Source organism: Salmonella sp. 32082101201600294FB01SM01, from assembly GCF_017572865.1.
In the GTDB taxonomy this organism is placed as follows: domain Bacteria; phylum Pseudomonadota; class Gammaproteobacteria; order Enterobacterales; family Enterobacteriaceae; genus Salmonella; species Salmonella enterica.
Genome location: NZ_JAGESB010000005.1, coordinates 158,602 through 183,801 on the forward strand (window position 1 = coordinate 158,602; position 25,200 = coordinate 183,801).

17 protein-coding genes are annotated in these 25,200 nt (G+C 53.8%); 6 read left to right on the forward strand and 11 right to left on the reverse strand.

What is annotated here, in order from left to right; genetic code table 11:
• Positions 1-46 precede the first annotated feature (46 nt).
• Positions 47-1,024 carry a 6-phosphofructose-aspartate deglycase gene (fraB, locus tag J4645_RS19015; protein ID WP_077911115.1) on the reverse strand — a complete coding sequence of 326 codons (978 nt, stop codon included), beginning with the start codon at positions 1,022-1,024 and terminating at the stop codon, positions 47-49.
• Positions 1,025-1,199: 175 nt separating this feature from the next.
• A complete protein-coding gene (locus J4645_RS19020) occupies positions 1,200-1,919 on the reverse strand; it encodes a GntR family transcriptional regulator (protein ID WP_000572566.1) in 720 nt (239 codons plus the stop codon).
• A gap of 325 nt (positions 1,920-2,244) precedes the next feature.
• Between J4645_RS19020 and J4645_RS19025 the strand changes: the two genes are divergently transcribed.
• A complete protein-coding gene (locus tag J4645_RS19025) occupies positions 2,245-3,894 on the forward strand; it encodes an alpha,alpha-trehalase (RefSeq protein WP_000934254.1) in 1,650 nt (549 codons plus the stop codon).
• A gap of 12 nt (positions 3,895-3,906) precedes the next feature.
• Here J4645_RS19025 and J4645_RS19030 read toward each other — a convergent pair whose 3' ends face one another.
• Entirely contained in the window at positions 3,907-5,496 is a 1,590-nt protein-coding gene (locus J4645_RS19030) for an STY4199 family HEPN domain-containing protein (protein ID WP_023215178.1), read from the reverse strand.
• A 280-nt stretch (positions 5,497-5,776) separates the two neighbouring features.
• On the opposite strand from J4645_RS19030, the gene J4645_RS19035 reads away from it, so the two are divergent.
• On the forward strand, positions 5,777-6,133 hold the full coding sequence (locus tag J4645_RS19035; RefSeq protein WP_001120251.1) for a lysozyme: 357 nt from the start codon (positions 5,777-5,779) through the stop codon (positions 6,131-6,133).
• Between the two features lie 5 nt (positions 6,134-6,138).
• On the opposite strand, the gene J4645_RS19040 is transcribed toward J4645_RS19035, so the two are convergent.
• The gene (locus tag J4645_RS19040) at positions 6,139-6,741 is read right to left on the reverse strand and encodes a response regulator transcription factor (protein ID WP_001196081.1); all 603 of its coding nucleotides are present in this window, start codon (positions 6,739-6,741) and stop codon (positions 6,139-6,141) included.
• A 630-nt stretch (positions 6,742-7,371) separates the two neighbouring features.
• Here J4645_RS19040 and J4645_RS19045 point away from each other — a divergent pair.
• The 3 genes from J4645_RS19045 (at position 7,372) to J4645_RS19055 (ending at position 11,045) form a co-directional block, all read left to right on the forward strand.
• Positions 7,372-8,271, forward strand: coding sequence for a LysR family transcriptional regulator (locus tag J4645_RS19045; RefSeq protein WP_023215179.1), 900 nt, complete (start codon positions 7,372-7,374; stop codon positions 8,269-8,271).
• A gap of 72 nt (positions 8,272-8,343) precedes the next feature.
• Positions 8,344-9,372: an inner membrane protein YhjD gene (gene yhjD, locus J4645_RS19050; protein WP_000191230.1), complete on the forward strand. Its 1,029-nt coding sequence runs from the start codon at positions 8,344-8,346 to the stop codon at positions 9,370-9,372.
• Between the two features lie 350 nt (positions 9,373-9,722).
• Positions 9,723-11,045 (forward strand): MFS transporter, encoded by a 1,323-nt coding sequence (locus J4645_RS19055; RefSeq protein WP_001148981.1) that lies wholly within the window; start codon positions 9,723-9,725, stop codon positions 11,043-11,045.
• Between the two features lie 39 nt (positions 11,046-11,084).
• Here J4645_RS19055 and J4645_RS19060 read toward each other — a convergent pair whose 3' ends face one another.
• Together J4645_RS19060 and pdeH are read right to left on the reverse strand one after the other, a co-directional pair.
• A complete protein-coding gene (locus J4645_RS19060) occupies positions 11,085-13,145 on the reverse strand; it encodes an AsmA family protein (RefSeq protein WP_000158671.1) in 2,061 nt (686 codons plus the stop codon).
• A gap of 109 nt (positions 13,146-13,254) precedes the next feature.
• The gene (gene pdeH / locus J4645_RS19065; protein WP_000595626.1) at positions 13,255-14,022 is read right to left on the reverse strand and encodes a cyclic-guanylate-specific phosphodiesterase; all 768 of its coding nucleotides are present in this window, start codon (positions 14,020-14,022) and stop codon (positions 13,255-13,257) included.
• Between the two features lie 228 nt (positions 14,023-14,250).
• Here pdeH and J4645_RS19070 point away from each other — a divergent pair, with 228 nt between their 5' ends.
• Positions 14,251-15,180 (forward strand): sugar kinase, encoded by a 930-nt coding sequence (locus tag J4645_RS19070; RefSeq protein ID WP_000037583.1) that lies wholly within the window; start codon positions 14,251-14,253, stop codon positions 15,178-15,180.
• Between the two features lie 53 nt (positions 15,181-15,233).
• On the opposite strand, the gene J4645_RS19075 is transcribed toward J4645_RS19070, so the two are convergent.
• The 5 genes from J4645_RS19075 to bcsZ form a co-directional block, all read right to left on the reverse strand.
• Entirely contained in the window at positions 15,234-16,721 is a 1,488-nt protein-coding gene (locus J4645_RS19075) for a pitrilysin family protein (protein ID WP_001163183.1), read from the reverse strand.
• Between the two features lie 219 nt (positions 16,722-16,940).
• A complete protein-coding gene (gene dctA / locus J4645_RS19080) occupies positions 16,941-18,227 on the reverse strand; it encodes a C4-dicarboxylate transporter DctC (RefSeq protein WP_000858228.1) in 1,287 nt (428 codons plus the stop codon).
• A gap of 157 nt (positions 18,228-18,384) precedes the next feature.
• Positions 18,385-20,391, reverse strand: coding sequence for a biofilm formation regulator HmsP (hmsP, locus tag J4645_RS19085; protein WP_023215180.1), 2,007 nt, complete (start codon positions 20,389-20,391; stop codon positions 18,385-18,387).
• A 173-nt stretch (positions 20,392-20,564) separates the two neighbouring features.
• Positions 20,565-24,107 (reverse strand): cellulose synthase complex outer membrane protein BcsC, encoded by a 3,543-nt coding sequence (gene bcsC, locus J4645_RS19090; protein WP_023215181.1) that lies wholly within the window; start codon positions 24,105-24,107, stop codon positions 20,565-20,567.
• The gene (bcsZ, locus tag J4645_RS19095) at positions 24,089-25,198 is read right to left on the reverse strand and encodes a cellulose synthase complex periplasmic endoglucanase BcsZ (protein ID WP_000988802.1); all 1,110 of its coding nucleotides are present in this window, start codon (positions 25,196-25,198) and stop codon (positions 24,089-24,091) included. Before bcsZ ends, bcsC begins: the two co-directional genes overlap by 19 nt.
• Positions 25,199-25,200: the final 2 nt, after the last annotated feature.

Below are 25,200 nucleotides of genomic sequence, written 5' to 3' on the forward strand. Positions count from 1 at the left end.
CTTTACAATAAAAAGCGTCCCTGCTTTTTTATCCATCCTGATGTAATTAATATTCCACTTTCCACATATAGCGGCGCGTCGTTAACGGATGCTGGCGCGCCTCAGCTAACGCCCGATTGTAAACGGGATAAACGTTATTAAAGAGAGAGTGGTTAAAGTAATCAATAACCGTGGCTTTAATGGTCGATAGCCCCAGCTCTTTCGCATCGACAACTTCAATCCGGCGGCCATATTTTTTCAGGAAGTTTAACGCGCGTTCATCCACCGCCCGCGTATTGCCCTCGGAAAACTGGAAGAAGAAAGGCGTATTCGCATCGGTAATTTCAAACGGCCCGTGGAAAAACTCACCGCTATGAATACAGGCGGAATGTATCCATTGCATTTCCATAAAGATACAGATGCTCTGTAGGTAGGCTGCGCCATAGCCCGCGCCGCTGGCGACGGTGTAAATGACTTTATCGTCTTTATATTCCTGCGCGAACGCCTGCGCACGCTCCGCAACCTGCTCGCAAGCGCGCCAGACGATACGGTTGATTTTGCTGACGCCATCCTGAAAATCGTCGTAATGCGCATACCCTTCCGTCTGCTGGAGCAGTTCGACCGCACTCAGCAGGCCTTTCATCGTTTTCTCTCCGGCAATATCTTTACCGTCGCCAAACGTGTACGTTTCCACATAGTCGCAATGCGCCACCAACGGTGAATCCATTACCCAGGTTAAACCAATGACCGGCGCGCCGTGTTGACGGGCGATTTCAGCCGCTTTAATTGTCTCTGGCGTATTACCTTTGTGGGAGGCGACAACCACAACGGCATTTTCTCCCAGCGCTACCGGCGGGTTGTTAATAAATTCTCCGCTGTTATACAGACCGACAGTCAACGCTTTCGCTTCTTTTTCTAAAAATGCTTTCGCCGGATAGAACGCCGCATAAGAACCGCCGCACGCCACGTAATAGACGTGTCTAACGCCCCCTTTCTCTGCCTGGCTGGTCACAATATTGCTAACTGTCTCTTTCATACCCATCATGCTTTCCTCTGGTTCCATCAATGATACAGGCGAGGATTCGCCATAAATGACTCATAATGTATTGTTATTTTTATATGACATTTAAAGACATTTGATCAAGATGGAAACCAAAAAAAATCGGGATCCGCGATCTGGATCCCGATTCAGCCTGCTCTTCGTTAGCGTAATGCTGACATCATACGGTAAACCGTATTTTATCGCCGACAATCAACTGTTGCGAAACGCAGGAGAGTTCTCCTTTGTTATCAATCATTTCACTTTTTATCAGGATCAGCGGATAACCCTCGTTGACGCCAAGATAATGGGCGACTTCAAAGCTGGCATAAACCAGTTCGATCATCTTACGGGAGTGGGTAAACCATAAATGGTATTTCTCGCGTAAGCATTCATACAAAGAGTGATTATTAAGATCTTCGTCCAGCAAAAACGCAAAACGTGGGGGAAGATGTACGGTTTCCAGCGATACCGCCACATCGTCGGCATAGCGGATACGTTCAATGACGACCGCTTTTTCGCCATCGTTCATATTCAGTAACGCTTTTGTCTCATCGTCTACCGATTCAAAAACGGATTTGATGGTGCGTGACCCCGGGCGACGTCCCTGGGACTGGCATAACTCGCTGAAACTCATGATGCCGGTCATGCTGCGCTGAAATTTCTCACCAGAGACAAAGGTGCCTTTGCCGGAGACACGGGTCAGCAAATTTTCACGCGTCAGCGCATCCAGCGCCTTACGGACCGTGACCCTGCTCACCTGCCAGCGCGCGCTCAGTTCATTTTCCGTCGGGATCTGCTGGCCTGGTTTATACTCTCCACGCGCAATGGCCTCTTTTAAGGCGGCTTCAAGCTGCTTATAAAGCGGTTTGGCGCTTTTACTGTCGGGTTGCTCGATCATTTGTATCCATTTGTATTATCATAGTGCCATAGCTTGTATTATAACTATTTACGTTACCTTTGCTTGTGAATCCACGCCATGCGGCGACGTAGTGATACCGCTATGAAACGAATGTTCTGATTTTAGGTCTGGGGAGGGCGTCATGAAAATAGGATTTTCGCAATACTATTCAATAACTTATGAAGTGTTTTTCTTGAGAGGTAGATTGTAAAATGTGATCTACCGCACACTTTGCCACTCAGGTATCGAAGCGAATGTCTACGCTTAATAGACAGCCGGGCAACACCCGTATCTTTTACGACGCAAGCCGGAGGTCCTTGTCATTATGCTCAACCAGAAATTAAACCCCACGCCTTCTGAAGATCTGACTATTGATGTCGATCTGCTTTATGAAACAGACCCGTGCGAGTTAAAGCTGGATGAAATGATCGAGGCGGAACCGGAGCCGGAGATGATCGAGGGGCTTCCCGCCTCTGACGCCCTGACCCCTGCCGATCGGTATCTCGAACTGTTCGAGCATGTACAGTCAACAAAACTGTTTCCAGACAGTAAAACGTTCCCGGACTGCGCGCCGAAGATGGACCCGCTTGATATCCTGATCCGCTACCGTAAGGTCAGACGCCACCGTGATTTTGACTTACGCCGCTTCGTCGAGAACCATTTCTGGCTACCGGAAACCTTATCCAGCGAGTATGTCTCTAACCCCGAAAACTCGCTCAAAGAACATATTGACCAGCTTTGGCCGATACTGACGCGCGAACCGCAGGATCATATTCCGTGGTCTTCGCTGCTGGCGCTGCCGCAATCCTATATCGTGCCGGGAGGCCGTTTTAGCGAAACCTATTATTGGGACTCTTATTTTACCATGCTGGGTCTGGCGGAAAGCGGGCGCGAAGACTTACTTAAATGTATGGCGGATAATTTCGCCTGGATGATTGAAAACTATGGCCATATTCCCAATGGTAACCGGACCTATTATCTGAGCCGCTCGCAGCCGCCGGTTTTCGCCCTGATGGTTGAACTGTTCGAAGAAGATGGCGTGCGCGGCGCGCGGCGTTATCTCGACCATCTCAAAATGGAATACGCCTTCTGGATGGACGGCGCCGAATCGCTGGCGCTCAACCAGGCTTATCGCCACGTTGTGCGGATGCCGGACGGTTCCCTGCTGAACCGCTACTGGGACGATCGCGACACGCCGCGCGACGAGTCCTGGCTGGAAGATGTCGAAACCGCAAAACACTCCGGTCGTCCACCCAATGAAGTCTACCGGGATTTGCGCGCCGGGGCGGCGTCCGGCTGGGACTATTCTTCACGCTGGCTACGCGATGCGGGCCGGCTTGCCAGCATACGTACGACCCAGTTTATCCCTATCGATTTGAACGCTTTTCTGTATAAACTGGAGAGCGCTATCGCCAATATTTCAGCACTGAAAGGCGAACGTGACACCGAGGCGCTATTTCGCCAGAAAGCCAGCGACCGACGCGCCGCCGTGAACCATTATCTGTGGGATGATGAAAACGGCTGTTATCGGGACTATGACTGGCGACGCGAAGAAATGGCGCTCTTTTCCGCCGCCAGTATCGTGCCGCTGTATGTCGGTATGGCGAACCACGAGCAGGCCGACCGTCTGGCAAATGTGGTGCGCAGCCGTCTGTTAACGCCCGGCGGGATTATGGCGACCGAATACGAAACCGGCGAACAGTGGGATAAACCGAACGGCTGGGCACCGCTGCAATGGATGGCGATTCAGGGCTTCAAACTGTATGGCGACGATATGCTGGGCGATGAAATCGCCCATAACTGGTTAAAAACAGTGAACCATTTTTATCAGGAGCACCATAAACTGATCGAGAAATACCATATTTCCGGCGGTACGCCCCGCGAAGGCGGCGGCGGCGAGTATCCGCTACAGGACGGGTTCGGCTGGACCAATGGCGTGGTGCGCCGCCTGATTGGCCTTTACGGAGAGCCTTAACCTGCTCCGGCCTCAGTGAATCGCATCATAAATGGCTGACTGAATTTTCAGCCATTTTTTATTGTCTGCGCTGGGCCGGGCCTGAGCGCGCAGTCGGGCCTGCTCCGTATCGTGCTGCTGGCGCGTCACAACAGCCGGAACGGTGCAAAACGTTTGCAAATAGGTTTTATGCATCGCGGTCAGCGGCGCGCCGCTCGACATGTCATGACTTAACGTTGTGATAAATCGTCGGCAGGGTTTGACCTCATCCATCAGCGCGGGATAACGCAACAACAGTTGCAGCACCTCGGTATGTCCTGCCGCAAACGCCTGCTCCGTCCACGCGAGCTGCCAGTTCATTCCGCCCTGGAGGAACAGCGCCGTCACCCGCGTATCATTGCGCTCTATCGCCGCCCGCATGGTAAACGCATCCCAGGTAATCCCCATATGATTGAGCGTTTCCCGCGCGGAAGGCGCCTCGCGCGGCGGTTCATCCTGCGCCATTGCGGGAGCTTGCCCGTTATCGGAGCCTGGCGACGACGAACTAAATAGCCAGAACGCGCCCGCCAGTATCGCCAGCGTCATGACGCCAACCCCGCCCCACAAAGCGCCGGAAATAAGTTGCTCACGCTCTTCAGGCGTACGCGGAGGCCGCTTACGCGGTGGTTCTATGCCCTCGCTAATCTCATGCTTATCTCCCCCGGCCTGCCGATCTTTAAGCCGCGCGGTTTCCCAGAACTGGCGCAATTCACGTTCATCCGCCAGCAGAAACGAAGCGGGATTCACGCGGGTACGTTTTTCGGCATAGGCGCGCTGGATGGGCCGAACGATTTGCTGATACTGAACGTTTAGCAGCATAAGCTGCGCTGAGGTGAGCGGCTGCCTGGCGATAACCTCGTTTCGCGCGAGGCGACAATCATCCAGAAACATACGCAGAGTGGTGCGCGACTCGGCGAACAGCGTTAACGCTGAGGCGTCATTAAAAATTCTGACGTAATGACGGGCAAACAATTTTTTATCGACCACCATAAGCGCCAGTTCGCTGAACAACATGCCCTCCAGCGCATGTTGATCTTCTCCCTGTTTTAACCACTGGCGCAAACGGTCCGGGCCAAAATGTTGCTTGAGGTAGTGATTCAGCGACGCCCGATCCGGCCATGCGCGCGCAATAAGCGCTTTTAACGTCAGTTCTATCGCCCGAAGCTGACGCTGCGCCTCAAGATGCGCCTCCTGGTCGGGGTCTTCCAGCTCAGTTTGATACGTCAGTAGCGGCTGCTGCTGACGTAGATGTTCCAGCGAGGTGACAAAACGCAACGCGGCAAGGAGTTGATTTTCGCTCACCTCTTGCCCGCTGTCATACTGGGGAACATGCTGCTGAAGGTGACGCAGTTGCAGCATAAACTGGCTCAACTGCGCGTCATTTATCCGCAATTTTTTCGCCACTGCGCCCCAACCGCCCAGGTTAAGACGCGCCTGCTCAAGTTGTTCCATGAACCACCGGGGCTCTTTTCCCTCTGTGGTATGAATACCCAGCAACAGCAGGATTTCTATTGATGCCTGGCGGATAATCCCCAGGCTATGTTCAAAAGGCGCGCGTGTCGCCTGCGAAGCGCTATTCGTCATTATCTTCCCTAAAAAGACGATCCCGCGACGAGATCTTCGTTTTCTTTTAATTATGTTTTTTCATAGATATAACAGATTTAGCCACATTTCAGTGACTTAATCTTAATGATTGCAAATTTATAAGAAGATCGGTTACTAACCAAAAACATCAGTTTTTCATTCTGTCAACGCGGCGTGACGCTGAACGGCATAGACCTTTTCCCTGCCTGCGTTTGGCCATCTGACCGCTAGCCACGCGTGCAGCACACTTTATAATCGCGCTTTTTATGAGAAAGATGCCATGCCGCACATTTCATCTCGCTTTAGCTCCGCCTGCATCGCGTTTATTAAACAGTGGCAGGGTCTGTCGCTGGAAAAGTATCGCGATCGGCAGGGTAACTGGGTGATTGGTTACGGGCATATGTTGACGCCGGATGAGACGCTGACGTTCATTACGCCCGACCAGGCGGAGGCATTCTTGCTGGATGACCTCAATAGCTGCGATATGCTGCTACAGAATTGTTTGCCGGAACTTAATGATCGGTTTCAACGCGAAACGCTTATTGCGCTGATGTTCAGCATCGGACATCAGCGTTTTTTATCATTAATCAATACGGGTGATATTTCACAGCCAGAAATAAGCGGACTGCGAATTTAACGTCGTTAATTCGATTCATTTAACATCATGGCGGCCTGGGTACGATTTTTTACATCCAACCGCCGGTAAAGCGACTCCAGATGCGCTTTAACCGTCCCGGTACTAATATTTAACGCCCGCCCAATTTGTTTATTTGATTCTCCTGCGGCAAGCATCTGTAAAATTTCCCGCTGGCGGGCGCTTAACGCTTTTATATCACGGGACTCCAGCTCCGTTGAATTTAACCAATCCCCCGGTAAAAACATCATCCCGCGAGCGACAGCATTGAGCGCAAGGACAAAGGTTTCGGCATCAGAATCGCGTGGCACCACGGCCTGAACGTTAAATTGCATGACTTCATGCAGCCACTTTTGACTGCCATCCATCGCCGTGATAATAATCTTCACCTCCGGAAATTGCTGCGCGATTCTTTGTAACACCTCGCGGCAAAATTCAGCATCCAGGCCGCTATCCAGCATGACCAGCGCATCCGGCGCGCTTTCTATTTTTTGCCAGAGTTCTTCTGCCTGACCGACACTCTGGATACTTATTCCTGGAATGTGCTGCTGCAAACTGATTTTCATTCCATGAATAAATATTGACTGCCTGTCAAACATGATTACCTGCATTACTTTTCTCCACCTGGGTAAGATAATAGTCTCAAGATGAGGAAGGGTATTACCCGTAGGGTAAAATAAGAAGTCGCCATTTGGTATAGGCCATTTTACCGATAGTCATTGGTTGAGGAAGGGAAAGGTTATGAATATTTACAGCTTCAACATCGGGATTACAGAATTCGCTAAAATTAGCCTTTTAAAGTAAGGAATATCTTATTAGTACAAACAGACAAGGCTAATTTGAATATTAATTCAATGAAGAGTACGCCTGGCGCGTCACAAAGGAAATATCTGCTTTTCGCCTGATGTGTTACAAAAAATAAAGTAGCACATTTTGTTAAAAAATAGCCAATCTGCCTGAAAACCGCGACGATGGGTCAATGACAATACCGTGTATGTACATGCATTTCTCTCTCCCACTACACCCGCGGCTATCAGCGTGTTTTACCGCTCTCGTCCCGTTTATCGGCTTTTTGGCGCTAAAAAGCCTGGCCGGAAGGCGATAAATCCGCCGCGCAACGTGATCAGACGTATTCGTCACGCGAGCAATGATTGCGAAAGGGCTTATTAGATGCTAGAAAATCAATAAAACCAGCCGCTTCAGCGTCACTGTTTCAATAAAAACAATAATAGAGCCTGATGATGGATAAAATATATGCAATGAAATTGTTTGTACGCGTGGCGGAACGGGAAAGTTTTTCCCGTGCAGCAGAGGATATCGGCCTTCCCAAAGGCAGCGTCTCACGGCAAATACAAGCGTTAGAACATCAACTGGGCATCCGCCTGCTCCACCGCACCACCCGGCGGGTACAACTTACTCAGGACGGAATGGTTTACTACGAACGGGCAAAAGATCTGTTGAGTAACCTGGATGAACTGGAGGGTCTTTTCCAGCCTGATCCCGCCAGTATCAGTGGCAAAATACGGGTAGATATACCGCCATGTCTCGCAAACAGCCTCATCATGCCGCATCTGCCCACTTTTTTGCATCAGTATCCCGGCATTGCGCTGGAACTTTGTAGTAGCGATCGACAGGTCGATTTACTACGGGAAGATTTCGACTGCGTGGTGCGTACAGAGCCGCTACATGCGCCGGGGATACTGACGCGCCCGCTTGGCAAACTGAGAAGGGTGAACTGCGCCAGCCCACAATACCTGGCGCGCTTTGGGTATCCAGAAAACCTTGACGACCTCGCCTCACATGCGGTGGTGCATTATTCATTAACACCGGGAGTCTCTTCACCGGGTTTTGCCTTTGAAACTCCCCACGGTATGCAGTGGGTAAAAACCGGCGGAATGCTAACGGTAAACAGTACGGAGACCTGGCATACGGCCTGTCTGGCAGGATTAGGAATCATTCAGACGCCGCGCATTGCTGTACGGGAGGCGTTACGCGCCGGAACGCTCATTGAAATTTTACCGCAATATCGCGCCGCTCCACTGCCGGTGACGCTGCATTATCCCCATCGCCGTAATCTTTCCCGCCGGGTACACCTGTTTATGGTATGGCTGACTGAAACCATTAAAGAGGCCGCAGAGTAGCCGCATTTTCAGCATCCACCGGGGAGAAGCTATACTGACATATTCTATTAATGATGAAGGACTACCGACCTGATGACGCAGGAAAATGACGTAAAACGCCCTATTCAGGAACTGGAGCACGACCCGATACAAAAAATAGAAACGCAGCCGCATGACGCCCCGGAAAAAAACGAAAAGGCAAATCAGGCGTTGCATTCCGTCACCTCCCTGGTGCAAAAAATTCAGCGTCAACCAATGGTGGCCCACCTCATTCGCGCGACCGAACGTTTTAACGATCGACTGGGTAATCAGTTTGGCGCGGCTATCACCTACTTTTCGTTTCTGTCGATGATCCCGATAATGATGGTGTCCTTTGCCGCGGCAGGTTTTATCCTCGCCTCGCACCCTAATCTACTGGAAGATATTTTCAGCAAGATATTGATGAATGTGAGCGATCCTACGCTGGCGTCCACGCTTAAAAATACGATTAATACGGCGGTTCAACAGCGTACCACGGTAGGGCTGGTCGGACTGGGTATCGCGCTCTATTCCGGCGTTAACTGGATGGGCAACCTGCGGGAAGCGATTCGCGCCCAGTCACGGGACGTCTGGGAGCGCAAGCCGCAGGATCAGGAGAAAATCTGGCTCAAATATCTACGCGATTTTATCTCGCTGATTGGATTATTAATCGCTTTAATCATTACGCTGTCCATTACTTCCATCGCCGGTTCCGCCCAGCAGATGATCATCTCCGCCTTGTATCTCGACAGCATCGAATGGTTAAAACCGGCCTGGCATTTGATCGGTCTGGCCATCTCTATTTTTGCCAACTATCTGCTTTTCTTCTGGATTTTCTGGCGACTGCCTCGCCATCGTCCCCGTAAAAAAGCGTTGATTCGCGGGACATTTATTGCCGCTATCGGTTTTGAGGTGATTAAAATCATTATGACCTATACGCTGCCGTCACTGGTGAAATCGCCTTCCGGCGCAGCGTTTGGCTCCGTACTCGGTCTGATGGCCTTCTTCTACTTTTTTGCCCGTCTGACGTTATTCTGCGCGGCCTGGATAGCCACCGCCGAATACAAGGACGACCCGCGAATGCCGGGTAAAACGCAACGCTAGTCTGCGGCTTGCTGCCGAATGGCACGCACGGCGTCGTCATTCGGCCTACTGCTGTGTGTACCCAGACCGGGCAAGCAAAGCGTACCCGGCGGTACAATCAGGCACGTCCTTCCGCCTCATCTCATTGTTTCAGCATATAAATCCAGTAATTAACTTTTATTTAACCAGAAACCAGTTTTATCCACCAATTCTAAAATTATGTGAAGCATTTCATAGACGCAAAATGGCTGGCTTAAACATTATCCCCTTTTTGCGCTTTTTTTGACCATTTTTGGCTTTTGTTACACATTGAAATATAACTTTTGCTGTGCGTAATATGGCTATTCGTTCGCTAAAAATAAGAAAATAGTATGCAAGCAACCGCCACAACACTCGACCATGAGCAGGAACATGTTCCGGTAAACTCACGCAATAAAGTCGTTATTGCCTCGCTTATCGGCACCGCAATTGAGTTCTTCGACTTCTATATTTACGCCACCGCTGCGGTGATCGTGTTCCCCCTTATCTTCTTCCCCCAGGGCGATCCCACTGCGGCAACGCTACAATCGCTCGCCACCTTCGCTATCGCGTTTGTGGCGCGTCCGATCGGCTCTGCGCTATTCGGCCACTTCGGCGACCGGGTAGGCCGCAAAGTCACGCTGGTGGCTTCGCTGCTGACGATGGGGATCTCCACGGTCATTATCGGTCTGTTACCGGGCTACGCGACGATAGGTATTTTCGCGCCGTTGCTGCTGGCGCTGGCGCGTTTCGGTCAGGGACTGGGGCTGGGCGGCGAATGGGGCGGCGCAGCGTTATTAGCGACGGAGAATGCGCCGCCGCGCAAACGCGCGCTGTATGGCTCCTTCCCACAGTTGGGCGCGCCGATCGGCTTCTTTTTTGCCAATGGCACCTTCCTGTTGCTCTCCTGGCTGCTGACCGACGAGCAGTTTATGAGCTGGGGCTGGCGCGTGCCGTTTATCTTCTCGGCGGTGCTGGTGATTATTGGCCTGTATGTGCGCGTGTCGCTGCATGAAACGCCGGTGTTTGCGAAAGTCGCCGCAGCGAAAAAACAGGTAAAAATACCGCTGGGCACGTTGCTGACGAAGCATGTCCGCGTAACCATTCTCGGCACGTTTATCATGCTGGCGACCTACACGCTGTTCTATATCATGACCGTCTATTCCATGACTTACAGCACTGCCGCCGCGCCGGTAGGGCTTGGCTTGCCGCGCAATGAAATACTGTGGATGCTGATGATGGCGGTGATTGGTTTCGGCGTGATGGTGCCCGTCGCCGGCCTGCTGGCGGACGCATTTGGCCGTCGGAAAAGCATGGTCATCATTACCACGCTCATCATTCTCTTCGCGTTGTTCGCCTTTACCCCGCTGCTGGGTTCAGGCAATCCAGCGCTGGTATTCGTATTCCTGTTGTTAGGCCTGAGCCTGATGGGACTGACCTTCGGCCCAATGGGAGCGCTGCTGCCGGAGCTATTTCCGACGGAAGTGCGCTATACCGGCGCATCGTTTTCCTACAATGTGTCATCAATTCTGGGCGCTTCCGTCGCGCCATATATTGCCGCATGGCTGCAAAGCCACTACGGGCTGGCGGCGGTAGGGGTTTACCTGGCGTCAATGGCGGCGCTGACGCTGATTGCACTGCTGTTAACCCATGAGACGCGTCATCAGGCGTTGTAATAGGACGCCGGATGGCGTCATCCGGCGCTACGTTTCACGTTACTGCTTCATCTGCGTTAAAATCGTCCGGCACTGATTGGCTTCGCCTTCAGAGGGCGAAATTAGCGCCAATAGCGCGGCGGCGGGCGTTACCAACGTCGCCAGCGCTGCTGCAACCGCGCCGCGCGCAATCAGCGGGCCGGGCTTGACGCCCGCCTGCGGATTTTTAAATGTCCCGCGCACGTAAAGCGGCGATCGCAGCGTAATAATACGAATCCCCTTACTTTCCGGATCAATGGTTAAATCGAGCTGTTCAGAGGCGAAGCTCGCCGTACCGGTCACGTTAATCAGCGCATTTTCTGTATCAAAAGCAAAAATTTGCGGTCGCGCCACGCCGTTCGCAATATTGAGATTCGCCGCCGCGCAGTTAACCCGCACTTCGTCATCGCCAAAAATCTGCCCGACAATATAGTTGCCGACGTTCAGTCCCACGATTTCCATCAGGTTGCGGCTAATCAATCCATCATTCATCAATAATTTCAGATTGCCGTTACTGTTGCCAAGCAGCGCGGCGACCGAGTTGCCCGTCCCGCGAATATCCGCATCGCCGTTCAGCTCGCCCAGCGTTTTCTGCATCAGCTCCACATCCGGCATCAGTTCTTTAAGCTTCAGCCGACGCGCCTGTATATCCGCCCGCCCCTGCATTGGCTTTTTATCCCCTTCCAGATGGATGTTGGAGACAATACTGCCGCCTGCCAGACCAAACTTCAGCGGCTGTAGACGTAAGTCGGCGTTTTTCAGGATGATATGGGTCGAAAGATCGCTAATCGGTAGACTGCCGCCATGCTCAATACGTCGGCCTTTAAACCGGACATCGGCGTCCATAACGTCCCATTTGTCGGTTTCAAAGCGATCGTAAGGCAACACTTTATCCGCCGGCTGAACATTCTTCTCGCCTTTGCGCTGTTCAGACCGTTTCGACTGCTCAGCGTCTTTCCCGGAATCCACGCCAATCAGCGGCCCAAGATCGGCCAGTCGTAACTGGCGCGATTCGACATCGCCTTCCAGTTTAGGGCGCGGTTTACCGGTGGTATAAGTGAGGGAGCCGTGGATATCACTGTCGCCAATGCGCCCGTTAAAACCGCGATAATCAAATACCGATGACTTTTCGGCGTCAATTTTCGCCACCAATCGCCCATCGGTCTCAAACGGCGGCGTATCCGGCAGCAGCACGCCGGTTAAATCATATAAATCGCCCAGTGAATCGCCAGAGAATTTAAGCCGCAGATCGACGCCGCCCATTTTCATCGGCTCGTTCACCACGCCGCTAAAAGCCACCCGCGTGTTGCCAGAGCGGAAATCGGCCTGCACAGGAAAAGGCGTACTTTCGCTGCGTAGCGCCAGCATACCGCCTATTTTGCCCGTACCGGTCAACGGTTCCCCGTTATAACGCCCCTGCGCCTTTAGGCCGAAGACATAGTCGCCCACGCTGGATTTGTCTGCTTTGCCTTTCGTTCCCGTCACTTCGCTGAACGGCAACGGTTTGCCTAACGGATCGATCAGAATAGTGATATCCGCCTTGCTGACCTTATCATCGATCGCGATTCGCCCCTGGTCGAAGAGAATATTATCCAGCCGGAAGGACCAGGCGGAAGGTTTAGCATTGGGGTCCGTATTCTTGTCTTGCGCGAGGTTAAAGGTCCAGTTATTGGTTTTCTCGGACAGACGAATAAGACGCGCGTCGGGTTTCACCAGTTTGATCCACGGCAGCCAGACGGTTTTGGTCAGGAGCGCCAGCGGAGCAAGCGTCGCCTCAACGCGTGGCAGATGTACCATCGTGACTTCCGGAATATCCGGCGGATTGCCGAGAATGACGTCTTCCGCGTGAACATGCGGCCACGGTACCCAGCTTCGCCAGCCGGTCTCCTGTTTTTGGCGTTCCCACACCACGCCTAAATCGCCGCGAATAGCGAAAGGCCGGTTCAATTCAGTAGAGACTTTCTGGTTGATGGTCGGTTTGAGGCGGTTCCAGTCAAATGTTGCGATCAACAAAATCACTATGGCGATCAACAACAAGAAAGTCCCTGTGATGGCGGCGGTTATTTTGCCTGCTTTAGTCATGTGTTATTTCCTCACTTCTTCCCTTGCCTGTCCTAAAGATAGTTCAGCCAGACGAAAAAGGAGGATGACCGCGCCTCGTAATACCACGTATTACGGGAACAGTCTGGCATTACAGGGTCAGAATCACCTCTTCGAGCGATATCAGCGGCACGGGTCGAGAAAGAAAATAGCCCTGGGCGGCAAAGGCGGGCGAACGCTGCACATCACGCCACTCTTCCAGCGTCTCCACGCCCTCGACAATAACGCCGCGGCAGTAGCGGTTCATCAGTTGCAGCAGCAGAGTGAACAGGTTGCGTCCCTCCGGGGACTGACGCAGCATGACGAACAGCTCGCGCGCCACTTTAATGTAGTCATAACGCACTTCGCTCAGCGCTGAAAAATTGGCCATACCGGTACCAAAATCATCCAGCCACAGCGGGCCGAACTCACACATTGAGGCGAAAGAGGAGTCTTTCGGCAAACGAATATGTTCCACCAGTTCGAAACGCAGCCAGGGTAAGCGCTCCATTGCTGCCAGAATGTCCGGCTGTCGTCGCATGGCAATCAGCGTAGGGCCGTCGACATTGACCGATGCCAATAAGTGATGGCGAGTGAAAAAATCCGCTTTTTGTTCAAGCTGATGAAGTTGTTCTTTCACTACGTCAATGCGGTGTCGAACCGCTAACTCCGCGAAATAACGATCCGGGGCAATACGTCTGGAAGGGTTATCAGGATGGGTGACGACAGTGAGAAGTTCAACCGCCATCAAACGGCCATCCGTCTGGTATATCGGCTGGTAAGTATAGGCACGCTCGCATTGCAGCCAATAGCGCCGTTCCTGCAAATTCTCTATACCTGCATCAGGAACGCGTAGCTGCTGGATAACCTGCTTTATCATCTCAGTTGTCCTGTTAATGGGAGTGTGACTGTCCGGACTCGTCAAAGGTTATCGGCGTTCAGGCAGAGAACTTTACCCTCGGTCCCTGGCAAAATAAAAACAGACCACGAAACTTGTCAAAAATACGCACTTGCTCAAAAAAATAATGGACCGATGTTTTAATATTATTGACCACTAAACATCCACAGCGCACACTAACGCTAATTTTTACAGATCAGGTTCACGACTATGTCTAAAAAGATTGCCGTGATTGGCGAATGCATGATTGAGCTGTCGCAGAAAGGCGCTGATGTTCAGCGCGGCTTCGGCGGCGACACGCTGAATACCTCCGTTTATATTGCCCGTCAGGTCGATTCTGCCGCTCTGGCCGTTCACTATGTGACGGCGCTGGGTACCGACAGTTTCAGCCAACAGATGCTGGAGGCGTGGCAGCATGAAAATGTGGATACCTCGCTAACGCAGCGGATGGAAAACCGCCTGCCAGGCCTCTATTACATCGAAACCGATGATACTGGCGAGCGTACCTTCTACTACTGGCGTAACGAAGCGGCAGCGAAATTCTGGCTGGAGAGCGAGCAGTCAGCGGCTATCTGCGAGACGCTGGCAACCTTCGATTATCTCTACCTGAGCGGCATTAGCCTCGCGATTTTAAGCCCGACCAGCCGTGATAAGCTGCTGTCTTTATTGCGTGAATGTCGGGCCAACGGCGGGAAAGTCATTTTTGATAATAACTATCGCCCGCGTTTATGGACAAGTCGCGAAGAAACGCAGCAGGTCTATCAAAAGATGCTGGAATGTACTGATATCGCCTTCCTGACACTGGACGATGAAGACGCGCTATGGGGCCAGCAACCGGTGGAAGAGGTCATTGCCCGCACCCATGCGGCAGGCGTACAGGAAGTGGTGGTAAAACGCGGGGCGGACTCTTGCCTGGTCTCGATTCAGGGCGAGGCGCTCATTGACGTTCCGGCAGTGAAACTGCCGAAAGAGAAAGTGATAGACACCACTGCCGCAGGCGACTCCTTCAGCGCCGGTTATCTGGCCGTTCGTTTGACGGGCGGCAGCGCGACGGATGCCGCGAAGCGCGGACACCTGACGGCCAGCACGGTGATTCAGTACCGTGGGGCCATTATTCCGCACGACGCGATGCCGCAGTAAGTCATTCGCTCTTGCCCGGTGGCACTGCGCTTACCGGGCCGGCAGGCGGCAGCTTACTGTGCCGCCGGTGTCTCCGTCACTTCCGGATGCGTCTCATCTGCTTCAACAGCGGCGGCAGTTGTCGGGACCATGATTTCATCCCACGTCGCCTTTAACGCCTTCATATTAAATTCCGGCTCGCCTTGCGGTTGCAGCAAAATTAATGCCATCTCCTGCGATAGCTGCTGACGTAGATTCTGATTGAGCATATCGACGGTCAGGCTGTTGAGGAAATTCTGACGCAGCTTCTGATACTGCTCCGGCGCGATATCCACCACCTGATTCTGCAGCGAGCGCATACGCTGTCCAGTCAAAATGTCAGTATCGGTACGCGCGTAGGTCGCGAACAGCTTTTGCAATTCGAGATTTTTCTGCGCCACCAGAGCAGTAAACTCCTCTTCCGACAAACCTTTATCGCGTACTTTCGCCAGTTCATTCGCCACCAGGCTCAAATTGGTATTGAGCTTATCATTAGGTGATTCAATGTTGATGGCGCACTGCGCGCGCAGGAACAGAACCCGGCAGTCAAACCCCAGACCAATATCTTTCGCGTTATTTTTAGTAAGCTCTTGCTGGATATGCCAGAACAGCGCTTCGCGCGCCAGATCCGCCTGCCAGTAGCGCAACAGCGCCGCCGACTCGCGAATCGGTTGCCACGGCGTATCCCACATAATGGAGAGACGATCCTGGCGCACCGCATCGGTCATAATGCTCACTGATTCCGCCCGCAGCGGCGAAAGCGTCGGCACCGGGGCGGGCGTTTCGCGTTTACCTTTCAGCGTACCGAACGTTTTATTGATCTGCTCGGCGACGGAGCGCGCATCAATGTTGCCGACAACAATCAGCGTCATGGCATCCGGGGTGTACCATTTTTCATAGAAAGCCTGAATTTTGGCTGCGTCTACCGGCTGCTTTAACGGTTCCGCGGGATCGTGCCCCAATAACGCCGACCCTTTCAGCCGATAACGCCACCAGCCCTCTTTAGTATCTGCTGGCCACGTCGCAACCATATCTTCGCTGCTTAACGCATGATTCACCGTCTCTGGCGTAATGGTTAATTTACCGGAGACGTTAGCCAGATAGGTCAGCGCTTCTTTCAGCAGATCGTTACGGTTATTGGGTAAACTGAGGTTATAGAGCGTGGAATCATAAGAAACAATAACGGGCGGCATGGGACGTTTCGGATCAAACCCTTGCTGCCATAAAGAACGTGCCTGTGCGGCATCCAGACCACCGCTTTGCGTCAGCGCGATACGGGGAATCGCATGGCTGAACCCGCTCTGTTGCGTACTTTCGGTGAGCGAACCGGTATTAACCTGGAGACGAACTTCAATACGATCGCTGGGGCGCTGAGGCGTAGCCAACACTTGCCACTGTAACCCATTAGCCAGCGTCCCCTGTTGCCATGCCGGATCGGGCTGGAGCGCATCTGCCTGCACATAGCCGGCAGAGGCCAACATCAACAGACTGCCCGCTAAGAGTCGAATTTTTGTGCCCTGCATGTGAACCCCTGATCAACAATCCTGGTAATAAAAAGACAGCCCCGGCAGGGATGCCTGAATATGACGTAAAAACACTTCGTGTTAGACCGCGAGAACCTAAAAATGTCACGGAAGAAGTGAAATAATCCCTAAGCATCATGCTGTATGCTTTGGGCGCAGGGGTCAATTATGCGCAAACACCCGCAGTCCTGGAAGGGACTACGGGCATAAGTGGCGAGATTAGGAGGAAATTTCGTGCGTTTTGCCATCCGGCGCACGATTATTAAGCACATCGTCCAGCTTTTGGTGATCTAACTCTTTCACCCATTTGGCAACCACCACCGTCGCCACGCCGTTACCCACCAGGTTAGTCAGCGCGCGCGCTTCGGACATAAAGCGGTCGATACCGAGGATTAACGCCAGTCCCGCAACCGGTAAATGGCCTACGGCGGAGATAGTGGCCGCCAGCACAATAAAGCCGCTTCCGGTCACGCCCGCGGCGCCTTTTGACGATAGCAGCAGCACGACCAGCAGCGTTATCTGGTGGAAGATATCCATATGGCTGTTGGTCGCCTGGGCGATAAACACCGCCGCCATCGTCAGGTAGATAGAGGTGCCATCGAGGTTGAACGAATACCCCGTCGGGATCACCAGCCCTACCACCGACTTACGGCACCCCAGTTTTTCCATCTTATCGAGCATACGCGGCAACGCTGACTCGGAAGAGGAGGTGCCGAGCACAATGAGTAATTCTTCCCGGATATAGCGAATAAATTTAAAAATGCTAAAGCCCGTTACCCGTGCAATCGTCCCCAGCACCACCACCACGAAGAGAATACAGGTGATATAGAAGCAGATAATGAGCTGCCCCAGTTGCACCAGAGAACCGACGCCGTATTTACCGATGGTGAAGGCCATCGCGCCGAATGCGCCAATCGGCGCCAGGCGCATGATCATATTGATGATGCCGAAAATGACCTGCGAAAAACTCTCAATCACATTGAAAATGAGCTGGCCTTTGCTGCCCAAACGGTGCAGCGCAAAACCAAACAACACCGCAAACAGTAAGACCTGCAGAATGTTGCCGCTGGCAAACGCGCCGATCACACTGCCCGGTATAACATCCATCAGGAAGGCAATAATGCCCTGCTCCTTGGCTTGTGCGGCATAAACGGCCACCGCCTGCGCATCCAGCGTTGCCGGATCGACGTTCATCCCGGCGCCAGGCTGCACAACGTTGACGATGATAAGACCGATAATCAGCGCAATCGTACTGACAATTTCAAAGTAAAGCAGCGCGACCGCGCCGGTACGCCCCACCGCCTTCATGCTTTCCATGCCTGCGATGCCCGTCACGACAGTACAGAAAATGACAGGAGCGATGATCATCTTAATGAGCTTAACGAACGCGTCGCCAAGCGGTTTCATTTGTGCGCCCAGTTCAGGATAGTAATGGCCAAGGAGAATACCAATGGCGATTGCTGTCAGGACCTGAAAATAAAGACTTTTGAACAGAGAGGTTTTCATAGGGTGTCCTTGAAGTAAAAACCACAGGTCTTGTAAGGTTATGAGTAACCTGCGGCCTTAAAATAACACCCACACAACATGACAGAAATGCGCCAGGATCATAATTGAAACAAAAATGTTAAAAAGTTTGAGCTGACTCGCACAAGCGCGACCTTTTTTAACTTTTGTAATCAGGATTTTCGTGCGACAGATACCGTTCTTCAAAGATATCCGCGGGAACGGGCCGAGCAAACAGGAAGCCTTGCGCGACGTTGACTCCCGCCTGTTCCAGCCACGCGCGTTGCGCCTCGTTCTCCACGCCCTCGGCAATCAATTGTAAATTAAGACTGCGGGCCATCAGGATAATCGCCGTCACCATACTGTGATCATCCGGTAACCCATCGACAAACATTTTATCAATTTTAAGGATATCGACCGGTAGCGACTTCATATGCTGTAACTGGCGCAGCCCCGCGTAACCCATGCCAAAATCATCCAGTGCGATACGCACGCCAGCATTACGTAACGGACGTAAGATAGCGACGGCAGCGTGCGGATCGTCGATACGGCGGCTTTCAGTGACCTCAAGAATCAGCGTACCTGGTTGAATACGATAGCGGTTTAACAATTCCAGCAGCTCCGACACCATGCCAGGGTGCATGAGCTGTAACGCGGAAAGATTGACGGAGAGCGGCAATGTCACGCCGCGCTCCTGCCAGGCGGCAAGCTGGCGACAGGACTCTTCCAGCACCCAATGGCCCACCGTGACCATCAGGCCGCAGGATTCAATGCGCTCAATCAGCCCATCTGGTAATTCCCAGCTACCGTCCGGCTGTTGCATACGTAACAAGGCTTCGGCGCTTAATACGTTGCCGCTGCGCATCTCGACCTGCGGCTGCAGCCAAATGGCAAACTGATGGTTATCCAGCGCGGTAAGGATATCGCTCTCTTCGGTAAGGCGCTGTTGAGCGGCCTCCATCTGTGCCGGGTCAAAGAACTGGATCTGATTTTTACCTTTTCGGCGCGCGGTAAACGCGGCGGAGACGGCGCGACCATAGAGCTCTTCGGCGGTCAGATCACCATAATACATCGCAATGCCAATACTGCAGCTTGGGCGCAGTTGAATACCCTGGATGGGCAGTCGTTCATTAATGATAGTGAGTATTTGCTGACCTAATGTGATGGCGTGCCACGGCTCTTTAACGCCGTGGGCGATAATGGCAAAGTCATACCCGCTGACCTGCGTAAGCACCATGCGCGGCGCCAGCACCGACTTCAGCTTCTCAACCAACGTCAGTAATAGAATCTCCCGCTGCGTTTCTTGCAGCACGCCTGCCGTGTCACGCAACGTTTCGCACGTCACGATAATAAGCGCGGTGGTCTGTTGGCGGGTGATAACCTGTTCCAGCAGCGCCATTAAAAAGGCTTTATTGGGCAGCTCGGAAACCGGAAAACGCATCGCGTTGTCCGTTTGCTCCTCGCGTTGACGCTGCATAAGCTGCTGGTTGAGGTTATAGCTGCGCACCAGCATCCCAATTTCATCATCCTGATGCAGACGCGGCAACGCCAGTTGATGTCCGATCAGCTCCTGCTGCGGGATGTCGTTCAGCTCGCGGGCGATTTTGCGCAGCGGATGCACAATCAGGCGGTTTACGCACCAGGCGATGGCCACCGTCAGGATCAGCGATAAAAGTAAGTAAATGGTCACTAACGTAGAGAGCGCGCTCATGACGAATTTGTACATACGGTACGAATCCGCCTGCAATACAAGGTAGGCCAGCGGTTGCGGATTGGCGGGACGCTCCAGCGAATAAACCGGCAAAGAAATTTGTACCGGCAGTTCGAAGAGACGCGTCACCATAACCGGGACGGGGCGTTCAGGAATGAAGCGCTTACGCAACGCCTGGAACTGATTCGGCAATACCACATCGGCGCGACTCACCACGCCCGCAGGTTTAATACTTTGCAGAATGGTTTCCGCGCCGGGGAGATCCGCTTTTAAAATCGCGGAAGAAAGAGGTTCCCGAACAGATCGCGCGATGCTTTCCAGTTGCGTAGCCGTGTTGTAGCGGTTCTGCTGTACCAGATGGAACAACAAAACGGTGCAAAAGACAAAAACAAACACCATGACAACGGCCGCAACCATTGCCATCTGTTTAATTGTTAACGAGCGGCTGACGCGCAAATTGACTCTCCCTGGATATCCCGGACTGCCGCCTGAGTATACCCGATTGCTGCGGCATTAAGAGAGGCTGTATCTGAAAAGGACTTTTCTGAATAACGGTTAATGATAGCGTCTGATGGCGCTGCGCTTCTCAGGCCTACGATGCCTGTCAATTCGTAGGCCTGACGCAATGATTACCAGTCAGCGTAAGGCACCAGAGGCTGCGGCGGTAAATCCATATCCCCCTGCCAGCCCGCCGCGGAATAACGGACATACAGCAGCAGATGACTGGGGGTATAGTCTTTCGCCTGCTGAATATCGACAGCCGTACCCACAAACCAGTTGGCAATGACCCGGCGTTCAATGAGCGCCCGTGCGGTATAGCCAAATCCCTGGCTGCTACCGCCGCCGTTGGTCTGGTCACGCGCATCCTCCTGATAATCCGCCGGGATCAAATTCATCAGCGGATAACGCGGCATGGTACGGTTGCGGGAGTGCGACCAGGATACCGAGCCGCCTAGCTCCCACGACCAGTTTTCCGTACGCTGCCGCCACATCACCGGCACCGCAAACGACAGGTATTCCTGCGGGCTATAATAACCGCCCTGACCCAGTGAATAACCGCTCAAATCCTTGTCGTAATGCCAGATCATGTTATTCAGCCCGACGGTAACGCGGCGGTTATTCTCGTTAATCACCTTATAGTAATAACCGGTCATCCAGCGCACGCGCCAGTTATCTTCCACATTTTTACCGCTCAACTGGTCGCCGCTGAGCGACGCCCAGACACCGTTTGCTTCGCCTTTATCATAGCTGAGACTGACGCCGCCGCCGTTGGCCCGCACGCCGCCCCATTTGGTGCCGGTATTGCTGCTGGCGTCCTTTTGCCCGCCAAACGCCAGCAGCGAACTGGAGATCGGGCGACGATGCGCATTCAGGGTATAACCCAACGGCCCGATATCGTCGCTATAGCTGACGCCGCCGACCACATCAACGACATTAAAGCCCATCGGCGTCGTGCCGATATCCCAGCGCCAGTTCTCATTCTGCCAGCCGACCGCCACGCTCGCGCCCGTATCGGCCTGGCTACGATGTCCGCTGCATTTCTCCAGCGTACAGGTACCCCAGTTATTATCGTATTTTCCATCCGCATCCGTAGAGAAGCGGCCAACATCCATATTCACCATATCAGTACGAAAGAACGCCCGTCCGTCCGACCAGGGCGCATCCACCTGAAGCATCGTGGTATGCGCCTTCAGATCGGAGTAGCCGCCAGTCCCGCTCGACCCCCAATAATCGTGCGCCAACGTGACATTGAGATCCTGCTGACGGTACAACTTCGCCGCATCGCTACGCACGCCGCGTTTTAGCCAGTCATCTTTTTCATCATTGCGCGTCAGGCGGGTAAAGGTATCGTTATCCTGGGGACGAACCGGCGTAATCGCCGCGGCGACCATTGCGTCTTTGTAGGTCTCCAGCGCCCGCTGCGGCTCGCCCGTTTGCGCCTGAAAAGCGGCGGCGTCACGTAATACCATCGCGCTTTCCATTGATGGCGGCTGTGCTTTTGCCTGCGGCGTAATGCGGTTAAAGGTCCGCGCCGCCGCCGTAATATCGCCAAGCTGGAGCTGCGCCTGCGCGACACGGCGCTGCATGTTAATAGAGGTGATTTGCGACGCAGGCAGCGCCGCCAGTTGAGCGCGCGCCGCGGCGTTATCGCCCTGTGCGATGTCGATTTCCACCCGCCCCAGCATGGCATCGACATTACCCGGTTCCCGCGCCAGAACGGCGTCATAAGCGGCGCGGGCCGCCGCATTATCGCCACGCTGCTGCGCCCAGTCCGCCAACGTTAACTCAATGCGCGTAGAGGGAGGCTGCTGACGTAACAACGCTTCCGCTTCGCGTTCTTTGCCGCTATCGCGCAAGCGGTTAGCGCTTTCCAGCACCTGGTTACTTTGCAATCGGCCCGCCAGTTCCTGAATATTGCTGTTCCACTGGCTGGTCGGCAGGGTATTGAGATGCGCCAGCGCCGCCCGGTCCCGATCGCTGCCGGAAAGATAAAGCCCATAAGCATAGACCTGTTCCGGATCGTTTGGCTTCTGCTGCGCCAGAGAGCGCATTTGCGCATCGGCCTGGGCGTGCTGCCCGGCCTGCCACAGATCGCGTGACAGTCGGTACGTCACCCACACGCTCCCCGGATCTAATGCCAGCCGACGACGGTGCAGTTCTGCGGCCTGCGCCCATTTGCCCTCGCTTTCCAGCGTTTCCGCCTGCTGCGCCAGACGGTCATTTTCCAGACTGCGTTCGATATCGTCGATACTGCGCCGCTGGCTGGCGGAAAGAGAAGCGATAAACGCGGCGGCTTTTTGCGGCGACTGCTGGCGATAAAGATTCGCCAGCCCGCGTACAGCATTGGTATTACCGCTATCCATACGCAGCGTCTGCTGATAATAACGTTCGGCGGCGGCATTATCTTTGCGCGCCATCGCCACATCCCCCAGCCCCAGCACCGCGTAGCTGTCGGTGTTATCCACTGCTCGCGCCTGCTGATAGAAACGCTCCGCCTGGGCCAGATTATTCGCTTTTAAGGCCGCGTCGCCCTGCTGAATTAACAGCCAGTAGCGATTGACCTTCAGCAGACTCTCCCACTTATCGCGGCTGCTGCTGTGCGGCGCCATCGCCAGCGCTTTTTCAAACTGCGCGACGGCGCGGGCGCGATCGCCACGCTGTGAGTATGCCTGCCCAAGCGCGCCGACCGCCTCGCTGTCGTCCTGCCGGGCGCTCACCGCCTGCTGCAATTGCGCAATAGCGTTGCCGCCTTCTCCGGCATTAACCGCCGCGATGCCCTGCGAGCGCGCGCGAAACGCCGGATCGGCTAACTGTTTTTGCTGCTCGCTAAGCTGGGCGCGGGCGGCAGACACGCTATCGCCTTCGCTAAACTGCGTCAGATAGTCTTGCAACGCTTTTACGCTGGCGTCGCTCACCGGGAGATCTTTTATCTGCTGGTACCAGATGGCGGAGGCCGCGCTGCGTCCCGTACTGGATTTCGCCATCTGTTTTAGCACCGCAAATCCCTCATCGCGCCGCCCGCTGGCGAACAACAGTTGCGCCAGCGCATTTTGCAGAGCGTTATTACCCGGACTGACGGCATTGATTTTCTGTAGCTGGTTAATCGCTTCGTGACGGTGGGCGGGCAATTTCGCCACGGTCGTCCAGTATTCGACCGCCAGTTCGCCCTCCGGCGGATAACCTTTAAACAGCTTGTCGTAGCTGGCGATCGCTTGTTCAGTATGGCCGGTCGTCGCCAGTAAACGCGCCTCCTGCAAAGACTGACGTCCTTGCGGCGTGGAGAGCAGCATCGCGGTGCGGGAAGATTGATACGCCGTCGACTCCGGCGCCAGTTGCGCCAGCCGGTCAAGTAGCTTCTGCGCCCCATCGCTATCCCCCTGGCGCAACAGATAGCGGAAACGGGCGGCGATAACCTGTGGATCATTGGGGTCGATCAGCTCCAGGCGATAGAGCGACTGACGGACTAAGTCCTCACGGTGCGTGGCCTCGCCCAGCCGAACCTGCTCCAGCAACTGTTGCTGCGCGGAGGTCGCTGCGCCGGCAAGCGGTGTTAGCGCCATACCAAGCGATAAACCCAACAATGCCCGAGAAACGCCCCTTTTGCCAGGTAAGGCATTTCGACCGCCAGCCGGCAAAAAAGCGTGCATGAGACTTAACGTGAACTTACGCATTCCTGGCCCCAGTCAGGTAATAATTCACCTTTGACGGTGAAGCGAAAACGGTGCTGATCCCAGCCTTGTCCAAAGAGAGTCAGCACATAGTTGTAATAGGCATCGCTGCCAGGAAAATGGTCTGCGACCCGCTGTCGCTGCACGGCTTGGGCGTCGCGATTTTGCAGGAAAGGCAGTAAGGCGGCGGAAAACCCGACCGGCCCCGTCCCTTGCGCGTTCCCGCTGACGACATCCACTTTCTCCGGTGGAACGCCGTTTTTCATCGTTAACGTCGCCATCGGTTTAAATCGCGCCAGTAAACGCGCTTTTTGCGGATCGCCATCATGCATCATTCCCGCCCATAAATAGACGCGAATCGCATCGTAGCTACTGATCAGCGTCTTTTCCGCTTTCAACTGCCAGCCTTGCTTGCTTTCATAACGCACCCAGTCCGGCGAGAAACCTTTCGGCGCGGTTTCCAGCAAAAGCCGCAAATTGGTTTCCCGTAACGTCGACCACGGCGCGCCAAAACGGCTAAAGTATTGCGCCAACTGCGGCGGCAGATAGCTTGGGTTAAAACGCCAGCTATTCGCCTCGGCAAAGCCGATTTTGCCAGGTAGCAGCATTGAGCCCAGCCCCGGCACATTCACGACCTCTTCGCGGGCGATGCGTTTTAGCAACGCCGTGCCCACCTCGGTATAACGCGTCTCTTTCCACAGACGACCGGCCTCCAGCAGCGACCATGCCATCCAGATATCGCCGTCGGACGCGGAGTTGCTGTCCAGCACCGACCAGGTGTCGGGATCTTTTTGTCCCCACAGCCAGGCGGGCAGATGTTCACGCAGCGATCCCTGCGCCAGATTGTTTTGCGTCCAGTTAAACAGTTGCGCGAACGCCGGTCGATCGTTCGCCGCCAGGGCAAAGAACATGGCGTAGCTTTGCCCTTCGGAGGTGGTAATTTTTCGCGCATCGCCCGGATCGATAACGCGTCCCTGCTGGCTAATGTAATCTTTCTTGAACTGTTCCCACGCAGGCCAGCTACAGGCCGCCTGCGCATTTATTGCCGTCAGCATGACGATCATCGTTATCCATCCGCGCAGCATAGTCATCATGC

What these genes read in the sequence shown, in the direction of transcription:
- J4645_RS19020 (WP_000572566.1), bottom strand. Translation starts at nt 1,919, where the DNA reads ATGATCGAGCAACCCGACAGTAAAAGCGCCAAACCGCTTTATAAGCAG.
- J4645_RS19040 (WP_001196081.1), bottom strand. Translation starts at nt 6,741, where the DNA reads ATGCAGGTAATCATGTTTGACAGGCAGTCAATATTTATTCATGGAATG.
- J4645_RS19055 (WP_001148981.1), top strand. Translation starts at nt 9,723, where the DNA reads ATGCAAGCAACCGCCACAACACTCGACCATGAGCAGGAACATGTTCCG.
- bcsZ (WP_000988802.1), bottom strand. Translation starts at nt 25,198, where the DNA reads ATGATGACTATGCTGCGCGGATGGATAACGATGATCGTCATGCTGACG.
- fraB (WP_077911115.1), bottom strand. Translation starts at nt 1,024, where the DNA reads ATGATGGGTATGAAAGAGACAGTTAGCAATATTGTGACCAGCCAGGCA.
- J4645_RS19030 (WP_023215178.1), bottom strand. Translation starts at nt 5,496, where the DNA reads ATGACGAATAGCGCTTCGCAGGCGACACGCGCGCCTTTTGAACATAGC.
- dctA (WP_000858228.1), bottom strand. Translation starts at nt 18,227, where the DNA reads ATGAAAACCTCTCTGTTCAAAAGTCTTTATTTTCAGGTCCTGACAGCA.
- J4645_RS19070 (WP_000037583.1), top strand. Translation starts at nt 14,251, where the DNA reads ATGTCTAAAAAGATTGCCGTGATTGGCGAATGCATGATTGAGCTGTCG.
- yhjD (WP_000191230.1), top strand. Translation starts at nt 8,344, where the DNA reads ATGACGCAGGAAAATGACGTAAAACGCCCTATTCAGGAACTGGAGCAC.
- pdeH (WP_000595626.1), bottom strand. Translation starts at nt 14,022, where the DNA reads ATGATAAAGCAGGTTATCCAGCAGCTACGCGTTCCTGATGCAGGTATA.
- J4645_RS19075 (WP_001163183.1), bottom strand. Translation starts at nt 16,721, where the DNA reads ATGCAGGGCACAAAAATTCGACTCTTAGCGGGCAGTCTGTTGATGTTG.
- J4645_RS19035 (WP_001120251.1), top strand. Translation starts at nt 5,777, where the DNA reads ATGCCGCACATTTCATCTCGCTTTAGCTCCGCCTGCATCGCGTTTATT.
- J4645_RS19025 (WP_000934254.1), top strand. Translation starts at nt 2,245, where the DNA reads ATGCTCAACCAGAAATTAAACCCCACGCCTTCTGAAGATCTGACTATT.
- bcsC (WP_023215181.1), bottom strand. Translation starts at nt 24,107, where the DNA reads ATGCGTAAGTTCACGTTAAGTCTCATGCACGCTTTTTTGCCGGCTGGC.
- J4645_RS19045 (WP_023215179.1), top strand. Translation starts at nt 7,372, where the DNA reads ATGGATAAAATATATGCAATGAAATTGTTTGTACGCGTGGCGGAACGG.
- J4645_RS19060 (WP_000158671.1), bottom strand. Translation starts at nt 13,145, where the DNA reads ATGACTAAAGCAGGCAAAATAACCGCCGCCATCACAGGGACTTTCTTG.